This is a genomic window from Streptomyces sp. NPDC051104, from assembly GCF_040682835.1.
In the GTDB taxonomy this organism is placed as follows: domain Bacteria; phylum Actinomycetota; class Actinomycetes; order Streptomycetales; family Streptomycetaceae; genus Streptomyces; species Streptomyces cynarae.
Genome location: NZ_JBFBBS010000007.1, coordinates 58,197 through 73,862, shown reverse-complemented (window position 1 = coordinate 73,862; position 15,666 = coordinate 58,197). Strand labels below are relative to the sequence as shown.

At 71.8% G+C, this 15,666-nt stretch carries 13 protein-coding genes; 5 read left to right on the top strand and 8 right to left on the bottom strand.

Annotation, left to right across the window (positions count from 1 at the left end; translation table 11 throughout):
- Positions 1 to 84 precede the first annotated feature (84 nt).
- From AB0N14_RS13000 to AB0N14_RS12985, 4 genes are all read right to left on the bottom strand, one after another.
- A complete protein-coding gene (locus tag AB0N14_RS13000; RefSeq protein ID WP_366025713.1) occupies positions 85 to 498 on the bottom strand; it encodes a DUF4186 domain-containing protein in 414 nt (137 codons plus the stop codon).
- A 50-nt stretch (positions 499 to 548) separates the two neighbouring features.
- Positions 549 to 1,631, bottom strand: a complete 1,083-nt coding sequence (locus AB0N14_RS12995; RefSeq protein WP_366025712.1) for a mechanosensitive ion channel family protein — start codon at positions 1,629 to 1,631, stop codon at positions 549 to 551.
- A gap of 215 nt (positions 1,632 to 1,846) precedes the next feature.
- Positions 1,847 to 2,611 (bottom strand): crotonase/enoyl-CoA hydratase family protein, encoded by a 765-nt coding sequence (locus tag AB0N14_RS12990; RefSeq protein ID WP_366025711.1) that lies wholly within the window; start codon positions 2,609 to 2,611, stop codon positions 1,847 to 1,849.
- Between the two features lie 185 nt (positions 2,612 to 2,796).
- Positions 2,797 to 3,759: a lysylphosphatidylglycerol synthase domain-containing protein gene (locus AB0N14_RS12985; protein WP_366025710.1), complete on the bottom strand. Its 963-nt coding sequence runs from the start codon at positions 3,757 to 3,759 to the stop codon at positions 2,797 to 2,799.
- A gap of 144 nt (positions 3,760 to 3,903) precedes the next feature.
- Here AB0N14_RS12985 and AB0N14_RS12980 point away from each other — a divergent pair, with 144 nt between their 5' ends.
- The 5 genes from AB0N14_RS12980 to AB0N14_RS12960 all read left to right on the top strand — a co-directional run bounded on the left by AB0N14_RS12980 (position 3,904) and on the right by AB0N14_RS12960 (position 9,054).
- Complete coding sequence (locus tag AB0N14_RS12980; protein ID WP_366025937.1) at positions 3,904 to 5,844, top strand: ABC transporter ATP-binding protein; 1,941 nt, start codon at positions 3,904 to 3,906, stop codon at positions 5,842 to 5,844.
- 117 nt (positions 5,845 to 5,961) lie between these two features.
- Positions 5,962 to 7,200 (top strand): SpoIIE family protein phosphatase, encoded by a 1,239-nt coding sequence (locus tag AB0N14_RS12975; protein ID WP_366025709.1) that lies wholly within the window; start codon positions 5,962 to 5,964, stop codon positions 7,198 to 7,200.
- 140 nt (positions 7,201 to 7,340) lie between these two features.
- The gene (locus AB0N14_RS12970) at positions 7,341 to 8,024 is read left to right on the top strand and encodes a hypothetical protein (protein WP_366025708.1); all 684 of its coding nucleotides are present in this window, start codon (positions 7,341 to 7,343) and stop codon (positions 8,022 to 8,024) included.
- Entirely contained in the window at positions 8,021 to 8,311 is a 291-nt protein-coding gene (locus AB0N14_RS12965; RefSeq protein WP_103841768.1) for a BON domain-containing protein, read from the top strand. The genes AB0N14_RS12970 and AB0N14_RS12965 overlap by 4 nt, the downstream gene beginning before the upstream one ends.
- Positions 8,308 to 9,054, top strand: coding sequence for a metallophosphoesterase (locus AB0N14_RS12960; protein ID WP_366025707.1), 747 nt, complete (start codon positions 8,308 to 8,310; stop codon positions 9,052 to 9,054). The genes AB0N14_RS12965 and AB0N14_RS12960 overlap by 4 nt, the downstream gene beginning before the upstream one ends.
- A gap of 120 nt (positions 9,055 to 9,174) precedes the next feature.
- Here AB0N14_RS12960 and sbnA read toward each other — a convergent pair whose 3' ends face one another.
- From sbnA to AB0N14_RS12940, 4 genes are all read right to left on the bottom strand, one after another.
- A complete protein-coding gene (sbnA, locus tag AB0N14_RS12955) occupies positions 9,175 to 10,203 on the bottom strand; it encodes a 2,3-diaminopropionate biosynthesis protein SbnA (protein WP_366025706.1) in 1,029 nt (342 codons plus the stop codon).
- Between the two features lie 34 nt (positions 10,204 to 10,237).
- Positions 10,238 to 11,305, bottom strand: coding sequence for a 2,3-diaminopropionate biosynthesis protein SbnB (gene sbnB, locus AB0N14_RS12950; RefSeq protein WP_366025705.1), 1,068 nt, complete (start codon positions 11,303 to 11,305; stop codon positions 10,238 to 10,240).
- On the bottom strand, positions 11,302 to 12,306 hold the full coding sequence (locus tag AB0N14_RS12945; RefSeq protein WP_366025704.1) for a TauD/TfdA family dioxygenase: 1,005 nt from the start codon (positions 12,304 to 12,306) through the stop codon (positions 11,302 to 11,304). Before AB0N14_RS12945 ends, sbnB begins: the two co-directional genes overlap by 4 nt.
- 96 nt (positions 12,307 to 12,402) lie before the next feature.
- On the bottom strand, positions 12,403 to 15,666 hold the full coding sequence (locus AB0N14_RS12940) for an amino acid adenylation domain-containing protein (protein ID WP_366025703.1): 3,264 nt from the start codon (positions 15,664 to 15,666) through the stop codon (positions 12,403 to 12,405).

Sequence of the window (15,666 nt, the reverse complement as noted above, 5' to 3'; positions counted from 1 at the left end):
TCTGCAACATTGCTCGACATCAAGATATCTCGTACGCGGATCCCGCTCGACAGTGGCCTGCGCCACGGATACCCCGATGTCCGATCAGGACGCTCCTGCCACCTCGCGCTCGATCCACCGGCAGATCACGTCCACCACATAGGCGTGCTCCGCGCGGCTCAGTTCCCGCCCCTTGGGGATCCCGTGCCAGCGCTGGAGGCAGGTACGGCAGCAGGTCGCGGTCGCGTGCTGGGCGACGAAGACCGGGTGGCCCCGGTAGGGGGTCTGCTTTCCGTCCTTGTACGGTTCGGCCGGCGCCAGACGCTTGGCGACGAGGTCGTAGGCGTGCCACCGGATCGTGGAGGGGCCCTTGAGCCGGGCGGTGGCCAGATCACGCCCGCGCAGATGGAACTTCGCGCGGAACGGATGGCGCGCGACGGCGTCCAGCTTCTGGTCGAGCGTGCGGGCCGTCGGAGCCGGAGCCGGAGTCGGGGGGTCGGGGTCTGGCGAGGACATCATGCTCCTTCGAGCATAGAGCCGCCGGTTCCCCGACTCCGGCCCAGCCGGGCCTAACCGGCCTCCGACACCCTGTCCTCGCCGCTGCGCTGCGGCGGGATGACGGCCGAGCCCTGCTGGAGCGCCACCGTCCGCGTCGGCGCCGGAATGCGGATGCCCTCGGCCCGGTACCGCTTGTGCAGGCGCTTGATGAACTCGTGCTTGATCCGGTACTGGTCGCTGAACTCGCCGACGCCCAGGATCACCGTGAAGCCGATCCGGGAGTCGCCGAAGGTGTGGAAGCGGACGGCCGGCTCATGGTCCGGGACCGCTCCGGTGATCTCCGTCATCACCTCGGCGACGACCTCGGTGGTGACCTTCTCGACGTGCTCGAGATCGCTGTCGTAGGCGACGCCGACCTGGACGAGCACGGTCAGCTGCTGCTCGGGACGGGTGTAGTTGGTCATGTTCGTCTTGGCGAGCTGACCGTTGGGGATCACGACCAGGTTGTTCGAGAGCTGGCGCACGGTCGTCTGCCGCCAGTTGATGTCCACCACATAACCCTCCTCGCCGCTGCTCAGCCGGATGTAGTCGCCGGGCTGGACGGTCTTGGAGGCGAGGATGTGGACGCCCGCGAACAGGTTGGCGAGGGTGTCCTGCAGGGCCAGCGCGACCGCCAGGCCGCCGACACCCAGGGCGGTGAGCAGCGGAGCGATGGAGATGCCCAGGGTCTGCAGCACCACCAGGAAGCCGATGGCCAGGACCAGGATCCGCGTGATGTTGACGAAGATCGTGGCGGATCCCGCGACCCCGGAACGGGACTGCGTGACCGTCCGCACCAGGCCCGCGACCACCCGGGCCGCGGAGAGGGTGACCACGAAGATGAGCAGCACGGTCAGGGTCTGGTTCACGTGATGCTGGACCGTCCGCGTCAGCGGCAGCACCGCGGCCGCGGCCGCCGCGCCGCCCGCGATCGCCGCCCACGGCACCACCGTGCGCAGCGCGTCCACGATCACATCGTCACCGCTCCAGCGGGTGCGCTTGGCGTGCTTGGCCAGCCAGCGCAGCAGCGCGCGCGACAGGAACGCCGCCAGGAAGCCCGCGGCCAGGGCGATCCCGCCGAGGATGAGGTCGTCCAGGGTCACGGCGCGGTTCACCGGTCACCTCCCGCACGAAAGGAAAGGCCCAAAAGGCCCGAAAGCCGGAAGTGATGAATCGTCACCTTGCCACCTGCTCGAATCACGGATTGCACGATCGCGTCCGGACAGGTGTTCGCTGTCCGGAGTGAGGATTCATCCTGCCGCATGACCGTGACGTCCCCTCACCGGGACGTCGGGAAGCGGCCATCGGCGTCGCGAGGTGCGCGCGGTGGTCACATGTCCGAGAACGATCCGTGCCGCCCCGCGCCCGCCGCGAACCGCGCCGCGCCCTGAAGGCCCTGGGCCAGTACGTCCATGCCGTGCCGGAGTTCGACACGCAGGGCCGCCCGCTCGTCCAGCCCTTCCTGGTCGAGCACCGAGGCCCGGTCGCCGCGCAGGCAGGCCTGGGGGAAACGGGCGACCGCGGCGGCGAGTTCCTCCGCCTCGGCGCGGGCACGCCCGGTCGGCACGACCCGGTTGGCGAGCCCCATCTCCTGCGCCTCCCGGGCCGGCACCGGACGGCCGGTGAGGATCATGTCCATCGCCCGGCTGGTGCCGATCAGCCGCGGCAGCCGGACCGTCCCGCCGTCGATGAGCGGCACGCCCCAGCGGCGGCAGAACACCCCGAACACCGCGTCCTCCTCGGCCACCCGCAAGTCGCACCAGAGCGCCAGTTCGAGACCTCCGGCCACGGCGTGCCCCGCGACTGCCGCGATCACCGGCTTGGACAGCCGCAGCCGGGTCGGGCCCATCGGACCGTCGCCGTCCTCGGTGACCCGGTTGCCGCGCCCGGTGCCGACAGCCTTGAGGTCGGCGCCCGCGCAGAACGTCCCGCCCTCGCCCCACAGCACCGCCACCCGCGCCACCTCGTCCGCCTCGAACTCCCGGAAGGCGGCGGCCAGTTCGGCGGCCGTGGGCCCGTCCACCGCGTTACGGGCCTCGGGGCGGGAGAGGACGACCGTGAAGACGTGTCCCTGACGTTCGACGCGGACCGGCATCGGCTGCCCCTTTCGGACGGCTCTTGGGAGGGCGGGGAGAGGCTCCCGACGCTACTCCCGAGTACGGCCGGCGTCCCCCGGTCAGATCACAGATCACGCGAGTACGGCCGGCGTCCCCCGGACGGATCGCCCGAGTTCGGCCGCCGTCCCCCGGTCAGATCACCGAGACGGCCGCCGTCCCCCGGTCAGATCACCCTCAGCCGCACCAGCGCCCCCAGCGTCAGGGCCCCCGGCAGCAGCGGCAGCCACACCGTGATGATCCGGTACGCCAGAACCACCGCGGTCGCCACGGCCACCGGACCGCCCGCGGCGACCAGGGCGACCACCAGCGCCGCCTCCACCGAGCCGATGCCGCCCGGGGTGGGCACCACGGCGACCGCGACCGTCGCCGCCAGATACGCCACCGCCATGTGCACGGGCGCCACCGGAAGCGACAGCGCCCGCCCCACCGCGGCGAGACCGGCCGCCTGCAGCGTGGGAAAGGCCAGCGAGCCGCCCCACAGGGCGAGAGCCCGGGCGGGACGGGTGTGCACCGAGCGGGCCTCGCAGAGCGCCGTACGCAGGAAGGACCACGCCGCCGTCCGCACCCTTCGCACCACCAGCAGCACCGCCACCGCCACGCCCACCACCCCGGCCGCCGCGAGCAGGAGCGGCCCGGTCGCCGAGGCGGGTACGAGACCGCCGAGGTGGAGGGCGTCCGGGAAGGCGACCAGCAGCACCAGAAGCAGGCCGACCCGGGTGACCGACTCGGCGAGCAGGTACAGCGCGAGCGCCGCCGAGGAGCGGGCGAGCGGCACCCCGCACACCGTCATGAACCGCAGGTTGACCGCGCCGGCGCCGAGACCTGTGGGCAGCAGGTGGTTGGCGGCGCCCGCCGCGAACTGGGTGGCGAGCAGCCGGCGCAGCGGCAGCCGCTGCACCACCGCGCCCTGCCGGGTCAGGGCCGCCGCGACCCAGGTCAGACAGGTGGCGCCGACGGCGGCCACCAGCCACGGCCACTCGGCCGCCCGGAGATGGCCGAAGCCCTCGGCGAGCACCGAGCGGTGCCGCACCGCGACCACGGTCACAAGGACGAGCGGGAGCAGGCAGAGCACCTGGCGGACCGGAACACGTCTGGGGAGTCCCTGAGGGAGACGCAGGACAGTCACACCGGCAGAGGGTCTCCGCACCGCACCAACACGAGGTTGCGTGCGCGAGTACGGCGGCTGACACGCCGGGCAAGGCACGGGAGGGCCCGCGCGCCGCTCATTGACCTCGACGAAGCTCGAGGTTCTACCGTCATTCCCATGAGCATGGAGACCACCGCCTGGCAGCAGCTGCACAGCGTCATGACCGCGCAAGCGGAGCACCGCCCCTTCGCCCGCGCCACGCTGCGCCGCATCGGCGCGTTCGCCCGCCCGCACCGGCGCCGCATCGCGCAGTTCGTCGTGGTGAGTGTGCTGACCGCACTGCTCGCCGTCGCCACGCCCGTGCTGGCCGGCCGCGTCGTCGACGCGATCGTGTCGCACGGCGACCGCGGCACGGTCGTACGGCTGTCGACACTCATCGCCCTCATAGCGCTCGCCGAGGCGGCGCTCGGGATCCTCGCCCGCTGGCTTTCGGCCACGCTCGGCGAGGGTCTCATCCTCGATCTGCGGACGGCTGTGTTCGATCATGTGCAGCGCATGCCGGTCGCGTTCTTCACACGTACTCGTACGGGAGCGCTCGTCAGTCGTCTCAACAACGACGTCATCGGCGCCCAGCGGGCCTTCAGCAACACGCTGTCCGGGGTCGTCGGCAACGTGGTCACGCTGCTGCTCACGCTCGCCGTGATGCTGACCCTGTCCTGGCAGATAACCCTGCTCGCGCTGGTGCTGCTGCCGGTCTTCGTGGTCCCGGCCCGGCGGACGGGCCGCCGCATGGCCCGGTTGCAGCGGGAGGCCGCGGGCCTGAACGCGGCCATGGGCACCCGGATGACCGAGCGGTTCTCCGCGCCGGGCGCCACGCTGGTGAAGCTCTTCGGGCGGCCCGGGGAGGAGTCCGCCGAGTTCGCGGCGCGGGCCCGGCGGGTGCGGGACATCGGGGTGCGCACCGCGATGGCGCAGTCCGCGTTCATCACCGCGCTCACCCTCGTCTCGGCCCTGGCACTCGCCCTCGTCTACGGCCTCGGCGGCTGGTTCGCCCTGCGCGGTTCCCTTCAGGCGGGGTCGATCGTCTCCCTCGCCCTGCTCCTCACCAGGCTCTACGCGCCGCTCACCTCTCTCGCCGGGGCGCGCGTCGAGGTCATGAGCGCCCTCGTCAGCTTCGAGCGCGTCTTCGAGGTGCTGGACCTCCAGCCGCTCATCGAGGACAAGCCGGACGCCCGCAAGATCCCCGACGGACCGGTGGCGGTGGAGTTCGAGGGCGTCCGCTTCGCCTACCCGGCTGCCGACAAAGTCTCCCTCGCCTCCCTGGAGGAGGTGGCGACCCTCGACACGCGCGGCGGCGCCGATGTCCTGCACGGTGTCTCCTTCCGCGCCGAACCGGGGCAGACCATCGCCCTCGTGGGCTCCTCCGGCGCCGGCAAGTCGACCATCGCCGCCCTGCTGCCCCGGCTCTACGACGTGGACGAGGGCGCCGTCCGCGTCGGCGGCGTCGACGTCCGCGACCTCAGCGCCGCGTCGCTGCGCGCGACCCTCGGCATGGTCACGCAGGACGGCCACCTGTTCCACGACACGGTCCGCACCAACCTGCTGCTCGCCCGCCCGGACGCCACGGAGGAGGAGCTGTGGGACGTGCTGCGCCGGGCCCGCCTCGACGACCTCGTACGCTCCCTGCCCGACGGGCTCGACACCGTCGTCGGCGAGCGCGGCTACCGCCTCTCCGGCGGCGAGCGCCAGCGTCTGACCATCGCGCGCCTGCTGCTGGCCCGGCAGCGCGTGGTCATCCTCGACGAGGCCACCGCCCACCTGGACAACACCTCCGAGGCGGCCGTCCAGGAGGCCCTGACGGAGGCGCTCGAGGGCCGCACCGCCGTCGTCATCGCCCACCGCCTGTCCACCGTGCGGGCCGCCGACCTGATCCTCGTGGTCGAGTCCGGGCGGATCGTGGAGCGGGGCACGCACGAGCAGCTCCTCGCGGCGGGCGGCCGGTACGCGGAGCTGTACCGGACCCAGTTCGAGAGGACGGTCCCGCCGATGGAGCCGCGGACGGGGACGCGGACGGAGACAGCGACGCAGACCCGGCCGGACACCGCGGCGGAGGCCGTGGCCTAGGACCGGAGAGGTTCCAGCGGCCGTGCCGGGGGCCGTCGCGGTGGGCGTCCGGCCTGCCATGACCGTAGCGTGAAGGAGCGGGCACCAGGGGGAGGGGCGGGAAGGGAGACGGTGACGATGCCGGACATCGACTACGCGGCCCTGTTCGCCGCCACACCGAGCCCCTACCTGGTGCTGGGAACCGACCTGGTCATCGTGGAGGTGAACCAGGCATACCTGGACGCGACCAGGCGGACCCGCGAGGACCTGATCGGGCGGCACGTCTTCGACGCCTTCCCCGACAACCCGAGCGACCCCGCCGCCGAGGGGGTGCGGAACCTGAACGCCTCGCTGCACCGGGTCCTGATCACCAGACAGCCCGACACCATGGCGCTGCAGAAGTACGACATCCCGATCATGGGCCGCCCCGGGATCTTCGAGGAGCGGTGGTGGTCCCCGATCAATACGCCGATCCTCCGGTCGGACGGCAGCGTGGGCTCGATCATCCTCCGGGTGGAGGACGTGACCGGGTACGTCCAGACCCACGGCGTGGGGCACTGGCGGATGTCGGGCAAGCTCACCGAGCGCGAGGCGCTGGAGGCCGAGCTGTACGCGCGGGCGCGCGAGCTGCAGCGGCTGAACGAGGAGCTGCGCCAGGCGCACCGGCGGGAGCGCGTGGTGGCACTCACCCTGCAGGAGGCCATGCTCCAGTCCCCCGACCTCGCCCACCACGAGAACGTCGCCGTGCGCTACCTGCCCGCCACCGGATCACTGAACGTGTGCGGCGACTGGTACGACCTGGTCGACCTGCCCGACGACCGCTTCGCGGTGGCCGTCGGCGACGTCGTCGGCCACGGCCTGGAGGCCGCCGCCGTCATGGGCATGCTCCGCAGCGCGCTCAGCGCGGCCACCCGTGCCCTGGAGCGGCCCGCCCAGGCCCTGGAGGTGCTGGGCCTGTACGCCCGCTCCGTCGAGGGCGCGCTCAACACCACCGCCGTCAAGGTGATGGTGGAGCCCCGCAGCCAGCTGCTCATCTACAGCAGCGCGGGTCACCCGCCGCCGGTTCTGGTCCATCAGGACGGCAGTTGCGAGCTGCTGGACCGAGCCACCGACCCACCGCTGGGCGCCCGGCCCCAGCATGTGCCCCGGCCGCAGGCCGGCCAGACCTACATCCCCGGTGACACGCTCGTCCTCTACACCGACGGGCTGATCGAACGCCGCGCCGAGAGCATAGAAGCGGGCCTGAACCGCCTGAAGGACGTCCTGTGCCGCCAGTGCTCCCTGAGCCCGGAACGCCTCGCCGACGCACTGCTGGCCCGGTTGGGCGTGGCCGGCGGGGCCCGCGACGACATCGCCCTGGTCATCGTCCGGCTGTGACCCCTTCGGCCCAAAGCCCGGCGGAGGGTGGCGCGGACGGCTCTGTGTCGAGAAGGGAGGACCGGGTACTCAGACGGGCACGGAAGGGCTGCCCGGGAGCGACGGCACCGGGCACTGCCCGGGACGGCAATGGAGTGGCCATGACACAGCACGGGGATCACGCGACCCCTGCCCGACGATCGGAGGTGCGTGAACTGCGTCCGGCGACGACGAATTCCGAACGATCCGGCCCCGAACCGGGGGAGCGGCAACTGCCGCACGACCGCCACCAGGCGATCCTCGAGGCGACCAAACGGGTCGGCGCCGTGCTCAAGAGCAAGGGGCACACGTTCGCGCTGGCCGGAAGCGTGGCCGTCTACGCCCACGGCGGCAGCCAGAACCTGCAGCACGACGCCGACTTCTGCGTGCGGCCCGAGGACGCCGAAGCGGTGGCGGACACGCTGAGCGAAGCCGGTCTGACCGTCTACCGGCCGCCGGAGGACTGGCTGCTCAAGGCCAAGTGCTTCGACCAGGACATCGACGTCATCTTCGAGCTGGCGCACCGGCCCGTCACCACGGACATGCTCTCCCGGGCACAGGAGCTCTCCGTCGCCTCGGTGCGCATGCCCGTGCTGGCCCCCACCGACCTGCTGTGGAGTCTGATCGCCGCCTTCTCCGAGCACCACTGCGACTTCGGCGCGGTGCTGCCCGTCGCCCGCGCGCTGCGCGAGAAGGTCGACTGGGAGCGGGTGCGGCAGGACTGCGGTGACGAACCCATGCCCGCCGCCTTCTTCTTCCTCCTCGAACGCCTGAACGTCATCGCCCCGCGCAAGGAGGCACCATGACCCAGCACGGCGGAGAGCAGGCACCATCCGGTGCCGCACCCGCTCTGAACACGGAGTACCGCGTCGCCCACCTCCTGGAGCACCTGGCCGGGGGGCACCCCGGTGAGCTGGGGGTCCGGGTCGAGGTGCGCGGCGAGGCGGTGCTGCTGACCGGCACGGTCGCCTCCGCCCAGTGCCGTGACGAAATCCTCGGCATGGTCCGCGAGGAACTGGCCGGCATCCCGGTCCACTACGACATCGTCGTCGCGGACACCTCGTCCCCCGACCATGCGGAGGAGCTCACATGATCCGCGTGGCAGCCGTCGGGGACATCCACATGGGAGCCGACAGCCAGGGAGTGCTGCGGCCGGCGTTCGAGTCCCTGCCCGAGTGCGCGGACCTGCTGTTGCTGGCCGGGGACCTCACCCGCCACGGCACGCCGGAGGAGGCCCGCGTGGTGGCCCGCGAGATCCAGGACCTCGCGGTCCCGGTGGTGGCGGTGCTCGGCAACCACGACCACCACGACGAGCGCCCGGACGAGGTCACCGCCATCCTCCGGGGCGCCGGGGCGCAGGTGCTCGAGGGAGAGGGAACCGTCGTGGAGGCCGGGGGCTCCCGCGTCGGCGTGGCCGGCACCAAGGGGTTCTGCGGCGGATTCGTCGGCCGCAGCGCCGGGGAGTTCGGCGAGCCGCTGATGAAGGAGTTCGTGCGGACCTCGCGCCGCTCGGCCGACGCCCTGCGCAAGGCCCTGGAGGAGCTGGACGGGCAGGGGTGCGACGCCCGGATCGCCCTCACCCACTATTCGCCCGTGCCGGAGACCCTGGCCGGCGAACCCCTGGAGATCTATCCCTTCCTCGGGACCTATCTGCTGGCCGAGGCGATCGACACGGCCGGCGCGGACCTCGCGGTGCACGGGCACGCGCACGCCGGCACGGAACACGGCATGACCACCGGCGGTGTCAAGGTGCGCAATGTCGCCCAGCCGGTCATCGGGCGGGCCTTCCGCGTCTACCACCTGAGGACGCGGGAACCGGTGGGCGCCGGCGCCTAAGACTGAACACCGGCCCCGGGGCCTTTCTGCCTGCCGTCCGGGGGCGGGCTGCATGACCCCCCGGACCGGCAGCGGCGCCGGCAGTCCCACCGGGGCGGCGGGCGCCGCTGACGCGCCGTGCTACGACTTCGGCCGGCGGCCCGTCGTCCGTGTCATGGTCTCCGGTCTCTTGCGGGAACCGGTCGCCATCTCCTCGGAGTCGAGTATGTGTTCCCCATACAGGTCGTGCAGCCAGTTGGCCTGGTAGATCGTGTCGAGATAGCGCTCGCCGAGGTCCGGAGCGACGGCGACCGCGGTGAGGTCCCGGGTGTCGTGCCGGGACAGCCAGTCCAAGGCGCCGCTGACCACCGTCCCGGTGGAGCCGCCGAAGAGGAACCCGCGCCGGGCCAGCCGGTGGCAGGCACGGATGGTGTCCGCCTCCTCGACCCGGATCACCTCGTCGACGTACGACTCGTCGAGCAGCGGCGGGCGCATGCTCATGCCGAGGCCGGGGATCATCCGGCGGCCCGGCTCGCCGCCGAAGGCCACCGATCCCACGGCGTCCACCGCGACGATGTGCACCGGCCGGTGCCACTGGCGGAAGTAGCGCGCGCAACCCATCAGCGTCCCGGTGGTGCCCGCCCCGACGAACAGCACGTCGAGGCGCGGGAACTGGGACGCGATCTCCGGAGCCGTCGTGCGGTAGTGCGCGCGCCAGTTGCCCGGGTTGGTGTACTGGCTGAGCCACACGTACCGGTCGTCGGTGTCGCACAGCGCGCGGACGTACTCGATCCGCGCGCCGAGGAACCCGCCGTTGGCGTCCAGGTCGGAGATGATGTGCACCTTGCTGCCCAGGGCTTCCATCAGCAGCCTGGTCGACAGGTTGCAACGGGAGTCCGTCACACACAGAAACCGGTAGCCCTTGCTCGCGGCGATCATGCTGAGCGCCACGCCCAGGTTCCCCGACGAGGACTCGACCAATATCGAATCCGGCGTCAGGAGGCCGTCCCTCTCGGCGGCTTCCACCATCTCGGTCGCGGCCTTCAGCTTGATCGAACCGGCGAAGTTGAAGCCCTCGCACTTCAGATAGAGGGGGCGGCCGAAGATCGACCGCAGGTCGACGTACAGCTGGCTCTCGTTGAAGGCATGGGGAGCGGAGATGACAGGCACGGTGGCCTCCTGATGCCAGGGCTGAGGGATGCCTTCAGCCGTAGCGGCGCAGATCGTGGAAGAAGTGGTCGATGAGGTGGAGGTGTCCGGAGCGCGCCACTTCGTCGTAGACGTACTTGCCGACGGCGAGGTCGAGGACGCCGAGTCCGAACGGCGAGAAGATCACCGTCCGGTCGTCCGGCAGGGTCACCCGTCCGGACATGACGTCGTCGAGGGTGCCGTCGAGGAAGTCGCGGCCGCCCGTGAGCTGCTCGGTCAGATGGGGGGAGGTGTCGGCTTTCAGACAGTGCTCGACGTCATCGACGACGTTGGCGGACGCGAGCAGGACCTCGGGGGCGAGGTCACGCAGGGACACGTGCAGCACCAGGGGGTGGTGCGAGAACCAGGCCGGATCGGTGACGTGGGGCTTACCGGCGACGGTGGCGAAGACGACCAGGTCGCTGGAGCGGATCAGCGCCTCGGCGCTGTCGTGGACCGTGACCTCGCCGGTCGCGTCCGCCTGCTCCAGGTAACCGCGGAAGCCGGCCGTGCTGCCGGCGGACAGGTCGTGCAGGCCGATCGTGTCGAAAATCCAGCCGGTGCCCGCCAGGAAGGTGTGGATGTAGCGGGCGATCAGGCCGGTGCCGAAGAAGCCGACCCGCCTCGGGCGGGACCGGCCGCGGCTGAGCCGGTCGGCCGCCAGCGCCGCGGACGCCGCGGTCCTGGTGGCGCTGATGATGGAACTCTCCAGGCAGGCGAACGGGTAGCCGGTCTCGTGGTCGTTGAGGATGAGCACCGCGGAGGCCCGGGGCAGTCCGGACGAGACGTTGGCCGGGAAGCTGGAGATCCACTTCATGCCGTCCACACGGTTCGGTCCGCCGATGGAGGCCGGCAGCGCGATGATCCGGGAGGACGGGCGGTCGGGGAAGCGCAGGAAGTACGACGGGGGATTGACCGAGTCCCCGGCGCCGTGCAGCCGGTAGGTGGCCTCGACCAGGTCCACGACCTGCTGTTCGCGCCCGTCGAGTGCCTGCCGCACCTGCGCGCCGGGGATCACCGCGAAGGTGGGCGCTGCCGTGTGGTCGGGCGTGGGCTGGGCGGCGGGGGACGACAGAACGGTCATCGCCGGGTCACCTCCGGGCTCGGGCAGCAGTCGGCCAGGCGGCGCGGCTCGGCCATGGCCACCAGCACCTGACGGTCCCCGGTGTAGGCCTCCCTGCTGTGTGCGGTACGGATGTTGTCGACCAGCATCACGTCGCCCGCCTGCCAGGGCTCGCGACGCGTGTGCTGCTCATAGGTGGTGTTGAGCAGGGCGACGATGTCCTCTCCGATGGGACTGCCGTCTCCCAAGCGGGTGTTGAACGGCAGCCCGTCCTCCCCGTACTCGTCCACCAGGTACTCGCGCACCTCCGGCGCGAGCGTCCATTCGTTGAGGAAGGCGATCTGGTTGAACCAGCAGCGCCGTCCGGTGACCGGGTGCCGCACCACGGCGGCGCGCCGCTGCCGGGTGCGCAGCGAGCCGTCGGGCAGCCAGTCGGTGTCGATGGCGTTCTCGCGGCAGTAACGCTCGATGGCCGCCCGGTCGTCGGTGCCGAACGACTCCGTCAGGGACGCCCCGATCTCGTCGTTGTAGCTGCGGGTCAGCAGCCAGCCCTCACGCTCGAACCGCTCGCTGATCTCGGCGGGCAGCGCCCGCAGTACCTCTTCCGCGTCGGACACCGCGGTCGCCCCGCCCTGATCGGGCGCGGTCAGGCACGCGAACAGCATCAGGCCGGGGCACTCCAGGGTGTAGCTGAGCTCGTGGTGCATGCACATCGGCTGGTTGGCCGGCCAGGTCGCGGAGGAGTACAGCCGGGGTCCGTGAGTCTGCCGGGGAGCGAAGGCCTCCCGCTCCGTCATCAGCCCCCCGGCCAGCGCGGTGAAGACGGCGCCGACCTGCTCCGTCTCCTTCAGCCCCAGGCCGCGGACGAGCAGTGCGCCGTGCTCGGCGACCCGCGCACGCAGCGCTTCCCGGTTCTCGGCCGCCCAGCTCACCGCGTCACCGGGGGCCTCGATGCGCAGGATCGGCGGTTTGCCCGGCTGCAGTGCCACTTCGGGCAGTGAGGCCAGGGACGATGACGACATCTCTGTTCTTCCTTTCGGTGGCTCCGCACGGAGGCTGACGGGGAGGCAGGGGCTGACAGGGGAGGTAGAGGCTCACGGAGAGACAGGGACTCGTGATCACGAGGAGGACAGCAGTTCGGTAGCGCCCAGAACGGCGCGTGCCGCTGCCTCCGGGCGGGTGCGCGGGAAGTAGTGGCCGCCGTCGGGCAGTTCCTGCAGCTCCACGTGTTCGGCCAGCAGCTGCCAGTCGCGGTACCGGTCGCGGTAACCCGCCGTGTTCGGGTCGTCGGCGGCGACGACCACGGTGACGGGCGCGGACAGCCGCACTGCGGGCGGGGCTTCCAGCGCGTCGGCGAAGTAGTGGTGCGCACCGATGCAGTCGTGCCGGTAGGCGGCGCCGACGTGCTCGGCGTGCTGTGCGCTCAGCTCACCCAGTTCGGTGTAGCCGCTGTCCGCGCTCAGCCCGGCGGCGATCTCCGCGTTGCTGCGCCCCGTCAGCTCGGTGACGGCGGCGCGCCGCTCGGCCGCGGTGCCGAGCAGCTGGGCACCGAGGAACACCCGTGGCACGTCCACTCCGCGCTCGCGCAGTCTCCTCGCCGTCTCCAGCGCCAGTGCGGTGCCCGAGGAGTGGCCCCAGAGCATGACCCTGGTCAGACCACGCCCGGCGAGCTCGGCGACGACGTGCTCGGCCACCTGGGCGATCGGCGCGAACGGCTCACTGGTGGCGGCCAGGTCGTGACCGGGCAGTTCGACGGCGTACACCGTGGGCCCGCCGTCCGCCAGGGCCCCGGCCATCGGACGGAAGTTGACCGCGTTGCCGCCCGCGTACGGGAAGCAGACCAGGGCGCACTGCGGCACACCGTCCGGCTGCGACAGCGGCTGCAGCAGCTCCGGGCGCTGGGGGGCGGCGCCGTCGAGGAGGGCGGCGAGGTCGGCGAGCACCGGGTGCCGGGTGATGTCCTTCAGGGACACCGCGCGGTCCAGGGCGATGGTGAGCTTGACCGCCGACAGGGAGGTTCCGCCGGAGTCGAAGAAGTGGTCCTGCCGGCCGATCCGGTGCTCGGGGACGCCCAGCAGCTCCGCCCAGGTCGCCGCCAGCTTCCGCTCGGTCGGGGTGCGCGGGGCACGGTCCTCCTCCCCGGCCCGGTCGGCGTCCGCGGCCGGCTCGGTCCGTTCCGCGAGCGCGGTCAGGGCCTTCCGGTCGATCTTGCCGTTGGCGGTCAGCGGCAGGCTCTCCTGCCAGTGGAAGGCCGTCGGGACCATGTAGGCGGGCAGGACAGCGCCCAGAGCCTCGCGCAGCGCCTCCGTCTCCTGGCGCCGGCCGGTGTAGAAGGCGATCAGGTGCGTGCTGCCACCGGCCAGTTCGGCGGTGACCACGGCTCCGTCGCGCACCCCTGACACCCGTAGCAGCGTGTTCTCGATCTCGCCGATCTCGATGCGGAAACCGCGGATCTTGACCTGGTTGTCCCGGCGGCCCAGGAACTCCAGCTTGCCGTCGGGATGCCAGCGCCCCCAGTCACCTCCGAGGTAGAGGCGCTCGCCGGGCCGGTACGGATCCCGCAGGTACGCCTGGCGGGTCCGCTCGGGATCGTTGACGTACCCCCGCCCCACGCACACCCCGGAGAACGCGATCACCCCGGGGGCGCCCAGCGGCACCAGCGACAGATGCTCGTCGACGACGTAGACGCGCACGTTGCTGACCGGACGCCCGAGCAGTACCCGTTCGGGCACCCGGTGGAGGACCTCGTGGTTGGTGTCGTCCGAGGTCTCGGTCAGCCCGTAGGCGTTGAGCAGTTCGATGCCCGGCTGGATCGCGAACCAGCGCTGCACCAGCTCCCGTTTCAGGGCCTCACCGGTCACCGACACACACGTCAGGTCCGGCAGCTCGCGGGGATGCCGCTCCAGATACGACACCACCACCTCAAGATAGGAGGGCACGACCTGGACCACCCCGACCCGGCCGCGGACCAAGGTGTCGACGAACCGCTCCACATCCACGACCACGTCCTGCTCGACCAGCAGCGTCCGCCCGCCGACCAGCAGCGCGGACAGCAACTGCCACAGCGAGATGTCGAAGCACTGCGGGGCCGTCTGCGCCACCACCCGCCCCTGGCCGATCCCCAGATCCTCGATCTTGGCGTGGAGGTGGTTGAGCATGCCCGCGTGCTCGCACATCGCCCCCTTGGGCTCGCCGGTGGAGCCGGAGGTGAAGTAGATGTACGCGAGCTGGCCGGCACTCACCTGCACGCCGAGGTCGTCCTCGGCGTGCTGCTCCGCGTACGCCGTCTCGACCAGCAGCCTCTCGACGCCCGGCAGTGTGGCGAGGGCCTGGTCGAGGCTGTGGGTGCTGCCGGACTCGGTGAGTACCAGCCGGCACCCGGCGCGCGACAGCGTCGTCCCGATACGGCCCGCCGGGAAGTGCGGCTCGATGGGCAGGTAGGCGCCTCCGGCCTTGAACACCGCCAACACCGACGCGAGCCAGTCGAGATCGCGTTCGGTGACCACCGCCACGACGTCCTCCCGGCCGAGTCCACGAGCCAGAAGGGCCCGTGCGAGCCGGTTCGCGCGCGCGTTCAGCTCCGCGTACGTCCACTGCCGGTCGCCGTGCACCGCGGCCACCGCCTCCGGGTGGGCCCGTACCCGCTGCTCGAACAGCTCGTGCGCCCGGATGTCGGGCAGGGCCCGGTGCGGTCCGGCCAGTCCTTCGAGCTGGTACAGCATCTCCTCCGCCGACAGCAGGCTCTGCCGCGCGTGCCCGGCGTCCGGGTCGGCTGCGATCAGCCGCAGCGCGGTCAGGTGGTAGCCGCCGATCCGGGCCGCCGCCTCGGCGTCCAGGACGTCCGTGCGGTACCGCACCCGCACCACCGGCCGTCCGCCCCGGTCACTGAAGCCCACGCCCAGCACCGCGTCGTCGGCCGACCCCTGACCGCCGCCCGTGGCGTCGAACACGACCTCGTACGACGGCTCGGAGAGCCCCAGCTCCCGGCACAGCGCGTCCACCGGGAAGTCCCGGTGTGCCAGCACCTCGGCCTCGACGCGGTGAGCGCCGAGCACCAGTTCTCGCCACGACCCGGGGGCGACCGTCAGACGGCACGGCAGCGGCCCGCCCGCAGCCCCGGCGGCGTAGCCCGTCACCACCTCGCGCTCACCCGACAGCGCGGCCAGCACCTTGGCGTGCGCCGCGAGCAGCACCGAACTCACCGGCACCCGCAGCACGTCCGCCAGCCCGCGCACCGCTGCGGCGATGTCGTCCGGCAGCACCGTCTCCTGCTCGGCCGCACCCGCCACCGGCTCCCGCACCCAGCGGGGTACCGCGGTGAAACCGCCGGCGGTCAGCACGCCGCGCCAGTACTCCCGGTCCGCATCCACGAGCGCTCCCAT

Excerpts from the sequence above, each read along its gene's own strand:
- AB0N14_RS13000 (WP_366025713.1), bottom strand. The coding sequence starts at position 498 with ATGATGTCCTCGCCAGACCCCGACCCCCCGACTCCGGCTCCGGCTCCG.
- AB0N14_RS12990 (WP_366025711.1), bottom strand. The coding sequence starts at position 2,611 with ATGCCGGTCCGCGTCGAACGTCAGGGACACGTCTTCACGGTCGTCCTC.
- AB0N14_RS12980 (WP_366025937.1), top strand. The coding sequence starts at position 3,904 with ATGGAGACCACCGCCTGGCAGCAGCTGCACAGCGTCATGACCGCGCAA.
- AB0N14_RS12975 (WP_366025709.1), top strand. The coding sequence starts at position 5,962 with ATGCCGGACATCGACTACGCGGCCCTGTTCGCCGCCACACCGAGCCCC.
- AB0N14_RS12970 (WP_366025708.1), top strand. The coding sequence starts at position 7,341 with ATGACACAGCACGGGGATCACGCGACCCCTGCCCGACGATCGGAGGTG.
- AB0N14_RS12965 (WP_103841768.1), top strand. The coding sequence starts at position 8,021 with ATGACCCAGCACGGCGGAGAGCAGGCACCATCCGGTGCCGCACCCGCT.
- AB0N14_RS12960 (WP_366025707.1), top strand. The coding sequence starts at position 8,308 with ATGATCCGCGTGGCAGCCGTCGGGGACATCCACATGGGAGCCGACAGC.
- sbnB (WP_366025705.1), bottom strand. The coding sequence starts at position 11,305 with ATGACCGTTCTGTCGTCCCCCGCCGCCCAGCCCACGCCCGACCACACG.
- AB0N14_RS12945 (WP_366025704.1), bottom strand. The coding sequence starts at position 12,306 with ATGTCGTCATCGTCCCTGGCCTCACTGCCCGAAGTGGCACTGCAGCCG.
- AB0N14_RS12940 (WP_366025703.1), bottom strand. The coding sequence starts at position 15,666 with ATGGGAGCGCTCGTGGATGCGGACCGGGAGTACTGGCGCGGCGTGCTG.